The sequence below is a fragment of the Streptomyces sp. NPDC058880 genome (assembly GCF_042742535.1).
Taxonomy (GTDB): Bacteria; Actinomycetota; Actinomycetes; order Streptomycetales; family Streptomycetaceae; genus Streptomyces.
The window spans coordinates 40586-46847 of record NZ_JBHYMC010000021.1; the positions used below are offsets into that span (position 1 = coordinate 40586).

Below are 6262 nucleotides of genomic sequence, written 5' to 3' on the forward strand. Positions count from 1 at the left end.
AGTCCGTGCATGACACTCCCGTCACCTCGATGAGCCCGCCCTCGCGGCCCGGCGGCGAACCCCTTGTCCGGGTGCGCGGTCTCTCGAAGCGGTTCGGCGGCACCCTCGCCCTGGACTCGGTCGACCTCGACCTCCACAGCGGCAGCGTCCTCGCCCTGCTCGGGCCCAACGGGGCCGGAAAGTCCACCCTCATCAAGGTGCTCGCCGGGGTCCACCACGCGGACGCGGGCGAGGTGACGGTGGCCGGACACCCAGTCCCCTCCGAGGCCGCCCTGCGCCACATGTCCTTCATCCACCAGGACCTGGGTCTCGTGGAGTGGATGACCGTCGCCGAGAACGTCGCTCTGGGCACCGGCTACCCCCTGCGCCACGGGCTGATCTCATGGCGGCGGGCGCGGGAGCGCTGCGACGAGGCCCTGGGGATCGTGGCCGGCCACCTGGACACCGAGGCCCGGATCGCCGACCTCGCCCCGGCCGAGCGCTCCCTCGTGGCCATCGCCCGTGCGCTGGCCGGACGGGCCCGGCTGGTCGTCCTCGACGAGCCGACCGCCACCCTCCCCACGGCCGACTGCGCCCGACTCTTCGGCGTCCTGCACACCCTGCGCGACCGCGGGCACGGCGTCCTGTACGTCAGCCACCGGCTCGACGAGGTGTACGAGGTCGCCGACACCTTCGCCGTCCTGCGCGACGGCCGCCTCGTCAGCCACGGGCCGCTCGCCCCGTACTCCCCGGCGCGCCTGGTACGCGACATCGTGGGCCACGAGCCGGCCCGCCGCGCACCCCTGGCCGCGGCGGGCGCCGCACCGGCACGCGCGGCCCCCGCCGCCGACCCGCGCCCGGCCGTCCTGCGCCTCGACCGCGTCTCCACCGCCCGTACCGGGCCCGTCACCCTCGACCTGCGGGAAGGGGAGATCCTGGGCATGGTGGGCCTGACCGGTGCCGGCCACATGCACCTGGGCCGCGCCCTCGCCGGCGTGCTTCCGCTCCTCGGCGGCCGGGCGCTGCTCGACGGCCGCCCGTACCGGCCGCACACGGTCGCCGCGGCCCTCCGCTCCGGTGTCGGCTTCGTGGCGGGAAACCGTCAGGAGGAAGGCTGCGCAGCCGAGCTGAGCGTCCGGGAGAACTTCCTGGCCAACCCGCGGGCCGCCGGTGTGCCGTGGTGGCGCTGGACCGGCCCGCGACGCGAGCGAGCGGAGGCCCGTGCCCTCATCGAACGGTTCTCGGTGCGCCCCCGCGACAGCGAGGTGCCCCTCGCCACCCTGTCCGGCGGCAACCAGCAGAAGGTGGTGGTCGGCCGCTGGCTGCGGGGGAGCCTTCGCCTGCTGATCCTGGAGGAGCCGACCGCCAGCGTGGACGTCGGGGCGAAAGCGGCGATCCACCGAATTCTCGGCGAGGCCGCCGCGGCCGGCCTCGCGGTCCTGCTCGTCTCCACCGACGCCGAGGAGGTCGCCGGCCTCTGCCACCGCGCGCTGGTCTTCGGCCGCGGCCGGGTGGTGGCCGAGCTGGCGGGCGGCGCCCTGAACGTCACCGAACTCACGCGCACCGCCTCCGACCTGCCTGCGATCACCGGAAACGGCACGGACCGGTGAGCCTCCGTCGCGCCCACTTCATCGGCACCTACGGACTGCTGACCCTGACGGTCCTGCTCTTCCTGGTCTTCTCCCTCGTCCTGCCGGCCACCTTCCCGACGCGGGACAACGTCTCCTCGATCCTGTCCAACCAGTCGATCCCCGCCATCCTCGCGCTCGGAGTGACGGTCCCGATCGCGGCCGGCCGGTTCGACCTGTCCATCGGCTACGGCCTGGGGCTGGCGCACGTCATGGTGTTGCACCTGATCGTCGACGAACACTGGCCCTGGCAGCTCGCCTGCCTCACGGTCGTCGTGGGCGGGGCGCTGGCCGGCGTCGTGAACGGGATCATCGTCGAGTTCGCGCACATCGACTCCCTCATCGCCACCCTGGGCACCGGGAGCATCATGTACGCGGCCACCGGCTGGATCACCGGCGGGAGCCGCATCGTGCCGGGCCCCGAAGGCCTCCCGGCCGCCTTCACCGCCCTGTACGACTCCACGTTCCTCGGGCTGCCGCTCCCCGCCTTCTACGTGCTCGCCCTCGTCGCCGTCCTCTGGGTGCTGCTGGAACGGCTCCCGCTCGGCCGGTACCTGTACGTCATCGGCTCCAACCCCAGGGCAGCCGCGATCCTCGGCATCCCCACGCACCGCTACTCCGTCGTCGCCTTCGCCGCCACCGGCCTGATCACCGGTTTCGCCGGGGTCCTCCTCGCGGCCCAGCAGCAGATCGGCAACCCGAGCGTCGGCCTGGACTACCTGCTGCCCGCCTTCGTCGGCGCCCTGCTCGGCTCTACCGCGATCACACCGGGCCGCGCCAACGCCCTGGGGACGCTCGTCGCCGTGACCGTCCTCGCCGTGGGACTCGCCGGGATCGGCCAGCTCGGCGCGCAGTTCTGGGCGACCCCGCTGTTCAACGGCGCCACCCTGCTCATCGCGGTCGGCCTGGCCGGCTATTCCGCCCGCCGCCGGCTGCGCAGCGGCGCCACCACGACCGGCGGGGCCGCGCGGGCCCGGCACGGCCGGCAGGACACCCCCTGAGACCACCTCGCAGCGCACCGAGCATCAGGAGCACCGTGTACCCCAACCACCGCATGGCCCTTCTCGCCGCCGCAGCCCTGGTCACCGCGGCCGTCGCCGGATGCGGCGGCGGCCGGCCCGGCACCACCGGCCCCTCGGCCGCGGGCTGCCCGGCCGTCGCCCAGCAGGCTCGGGCCGGTGTCCGCGAGGCCGAGAGGACCGACAGGGCGTGGACCGGCCCCACGTCCGGCCCTGCCGCGGTCCCCGGCAAGAGCATCGTCTACGTGGCGCAGACCATGACCAATCCGGGCGTCGCGGGCGTCGCGCGGGGCCTCCAGGAGGCCGCCGGGGCCATCGGCTGGCAGGTCCGGGTGATCGACGGGCAGGGCAGCCCGGCCGGCATCCAGGCGGCGCTGAGCCAGGCCGTCACCCTCAAGCCGTCGGGCATCGTCATCGGCGGGTTCGACCCCCGTCCGACCTCCCGTCAGGTGGCGCGCGCCGAGGCAGCGGGGATCCCGCTCGTCGGCTGGCACGCAGTGGACTCTCCGGGCCCGAGCACGAACCCGCCACTGTTCACCAACATCACCACGAAGGTGCGGGACGTGGCGAGGATCAGTGCGGACTGGATCATCGCCCACTCCGACGGCAGGGCCGGCGCCGTCCTCTTCACCGACGACTCGATCCCGTTCGCCCGGACGAAGGCCGACCTGATCCGGCAGCGTCTGGCCGACTGCCCCGGCGTGGAACTCCTGGCGTACGAGAACATCCCGATCCCGGACGCGAGCCGGCGCACCCCTCAGGAGGTCTCCTCCCTCCTGTCCCGCTTCGGGAAGAAGTGGACCCACTCGGTCGCCATCAACGACCTCTACTTCGCCGACGCCGCCCCGGCCCTGCGGGCCGCCGGGAAGCCCGGCGGCGGTCCGCCCGCCAACATCGGCGCCGGCGACGGCGATCCATCCGCCTTCCAGCGCATCAACGGCCGGCAGTACCAGGCCGCCACCGTTCCGGAGCCGCTGACGCAGCAGGGCTGGCAGATCGTCGACGAGTTCAACCGCGCCTTCGCGGGCCGGCCCGCCAGCGGCTACGTCGCCCCCGTCCACGTCGTCACGGCCGACAACAGCGGCGGCGCCACGTCCTGGGACCCCCGGGGCTACCGGGAGGCGTACGAGAAGATCTGGCGCGGGTAGGCGGCCGCGCGGTGGTCGCGCCGCCCGCCCGCTCAGGCCGCCGGGCGGGCTCCGGCGCGTACCGGGGTCCGCCGCGGGGCGTCCGCGCGCTCCCGGCCGAAGGCGAGGTCGGCCATCCGGCGCTCCGGTCCTCGGCGCCGCAGGACCTGGTAGGCGACGAAGGCCGCCGGGCCGAAGAACACCTGGGCGGGGACGATGCCGGGGTCGTCGCCGGTGGCCGCCGCGATCAGGTGCAGGGCGGCCACCGGCGCCACCGCGCCGAAGAGCACCACGAGTGCGGCCCCGGCCCGCAGCCCCCGCTTCCCGTACGCCTTATAGGCGGTGGTGGTGAACAGGGCGTAGGCCAGCAGGTCGCCCATGCCGATGACGGCACCGAAGTCCTCACCGATGCGCAGGCCCGCGGCCGGCGCGTACGGGTAGCCCTGGACGGCATAGGCGAGCTCCTGGGTCAGCGGGACGACCCAGGCGAAGAAGGCGTCGTAGGCAGCGAGGGCGAGCAGGAACCACGCCACGTTCTTCAACCGCATGCCGCCCTGGACGTTGATGTTCGTGGCGGAGACGACGACCAGGCCGACGACGGCGCTGTTGGCCACCCAGTACGGCGGCGCGGTCTCGCCGAAGGACAGGTGGGCGACGAGCACGCTCGCGATCAGCAGGACGATCAGCGCCCAGCGCAGCCGGCCGTTGCCGATGATCGGCTGGTAACCGACGGACAGTCCGCCGGCGAAGACCAGGGCGAGCACGCAGGGCAGGACGCCGCCCGGCAGCGCGAGGTAGACGTAGGGCAGCGCGAGGACGAAGCCCATCATCATGAAGATGTCCCGGCCGTTGAAGACGCCGACGGGCGGCCTCGCGGTGCGGACGGAGCGGAAGTACGCGATGGCGCCGGTGACGACCGCGAGGGCGAGGGCCGCGGTGACCGCGAGCTGGAAGAAGACCGTCATGCGTGGCTCCGGGTGAAGGTGTGCTCCGCCAGGTCGCAGCGGAGGGGGAAGCGACGTGCGGCCTCCTCGTCGTCCAGCGGCAGGACGGTGACGCGTGCCTCGATGCCGCGGGCCAGCAGCCGCCCGGCCACCTCGCCCTTCGTCGCGGTCCGCGAGGCGACCTCCACGTGGAGGCGGCCGTCGGCCCCGACCTCGGCCCGGTGACGCAGCGGCCACGGCATGCCCGGGGTGCCGTCCAGGGCCTCCACCACGTCGCGCGGCGTGACGACCGCATCGGCGGTGCGCAGCAGGGTGCCCGCCTTGCCGAGGATCTGCGAGACGGCGGGCACGGCGGCCAGTTCGCAGTCCGGTTCGCCCTCCAGGGTGCGCACCACGTCACCGGTGTTGTACCGCAGCACGGGCATGCACTCCCGGTAGGGGTAGTACGGCGTGACGGTCAGTTCGCCGAGCTGTCCCGGGCCGACGGGCTCGCCCGTGTCCAGGCCGAGTACCTCGGTGTAGCCCATGTTGGGGTCCATGTGAAGGTGGCGCCGGCTGCAGGTGCGGCCGCCGACCGGCAGGAGTTCGGTCATGCCGAAGTTGTCGCCGATGGTCTCGGCGCCGAAGGTCTCGCGCAGGGCGTTCACGAAGGCGGGCGAGACGATCTCGCCGCCCGCGTAGATCGCCCGCAGACCGAAGTCGTCCGGCCCGTATCCGCGTCGGCGGGCCGCCGTGAGCATCCGGGCCAGGTAGCTGGGGTTGCCGGTGAGCAGGGTGGGGCGGGGGCCGCTGCCGCCGAGCAGGTGCTCGACGGACTCCTCGGGCGGTACCTGGCCGACCACGTGGCAGGAGGCTCCGACGAGCCGGCAGACCTCGACGTCCTCCTGTACGGCCGCCGTCGCCCGGGAGCTGAGGTTGATCTGCATCCGGTCGCCGGGGCGAATGTCGCCGCGCAGCACCACGGACAGGGCGATCAGCGCGGGCCATAGCTCCATCTCGTAGCGGGAGAGCCATATCTGCACGGGACGGCCGGTGGTGCCGGTCGTCTGGGTGGCCAGGTAGGGCGCGCTGCACAGGAAGTCCGCCGGGCGCTCGATCAGGTCGGCCTTGCGGGTCACCGGGATCCGGGTGAGCGTCTCGGTGGTCAGTGCGCCGAGGTCGATGCCGGCGAGCCGCTCCCGGTAGAAGGGCGAGCGCTCGGCCAGTCGGCGCACGGTCCGCTGGAGCGCGCGGTTCTGCAGGTCGCGCCGCTCGTCCGGGTCGGCGAACGGGCCGTCCGCCAGTTCGTCGACGTCGTCGCCGAGGGAACCGAACTCCTCCAGCGTGGCGAGGGCATCGGCGACCAGACGCTCCACGGCCCGTACGTTCAGCTTCCGGCCGAACACCATGGCCATCGCGACCCGGACCTGCCGGACACCGGTCTCCAGCACTCGTGCCTCCTCTCAGGCGTGAAGAAGAGGGGTGGGGGGGGGGGGCCGCCCCCCCCCCCCCCCCCCCCCGGCCCGCGGCCCGCCCCCCCCCCCCCCCCCGCCGCGCGGGGCGCCCCCACCGCCGGGGAGTAGATG

The 6262-nt window shown here is 73.9% G+C and carries 5 protein-coding genes; 3 read left to right on the forward strand and 2 right to left on the reverse strand.

Annotation, left to right across the window (positions count from 1 at the left end; translation table 11 throughout):
• Nucleotides 1–5: 5 nt before the first annotated feature.
• From ACFW2G_RS15145 to ACFW2G_RS15155, 3 genes are read left to right on the forward strand one after another with little or no spacing between them, the layout of a single operon-like run.
• Entirely contained in the window at nt 6–1589 is a 1584-nt protein-coding gene (locus ACFW2G_RS15145; RefSeq protein ID WP_384580789.1) for a sugar ABC transporter ATP-binding protein, read from the forward strand.
• Nucleotides 1586–2608, forward strand: a complete 1023-nt coding sequence (locus ACFW2G_RS15150) for an ABC transporter permease (protein ID WP_384580791.1) — start codon at nt 1586–1588, stop codon at nt 2606–2608. The genes ACFW2G_RS15145 and ACFW2G_RS15150 overlap by 4 nt, the downstream gene beginning before the upstream one ends.
• Before the next feature lie 53 nt (nt 2609–2661).
• Entirely contained in the window at nt 2662–3774 is a 1113-nt protein-coding gene (locus ACFW2G_RS15155) for a substrate-binding domain-containing protein (protein WP_384580916.1), read from the forward strand.
• A gap of 32 nt (nt 3775–3806) precedes the next feature.
• Here ACFW2G_RS15155 and ACFW2G_RS15160 read toward each other — a convergent pair whose 3' ends face one another.
• Both ACFW2G_RS15160 and ACFW2G_RS15165 read right to left on the reverse strand, forming a co-directional pair.
• Complete coding sequence (locus ACFW2G_RS15160; protein WP_384580793.1) at nt 3807–4718, reverse strand: hypothetical protein; 912 nt, start codon at nt 4716–4718, stop codon at nt 3807–3809.
• Nucleotides 4715–6127 (reverse strand): phenylacetate--CoA ligase family protein, encoded by a 1413-nt coding sequence (locus ACFW2G_RS15165; protein WP_384580795.1) that lies wholly within the window; start codon nt 6125–6127, stop codon nt 4715–4717. Before ACFW2G_RS15165 ends, ACFW2G_RS15160 begins: the two co-directional genes overlap by 4 nt.
• Nucleotides 6128–6262 lie beyond the last annotated feature (135 nt).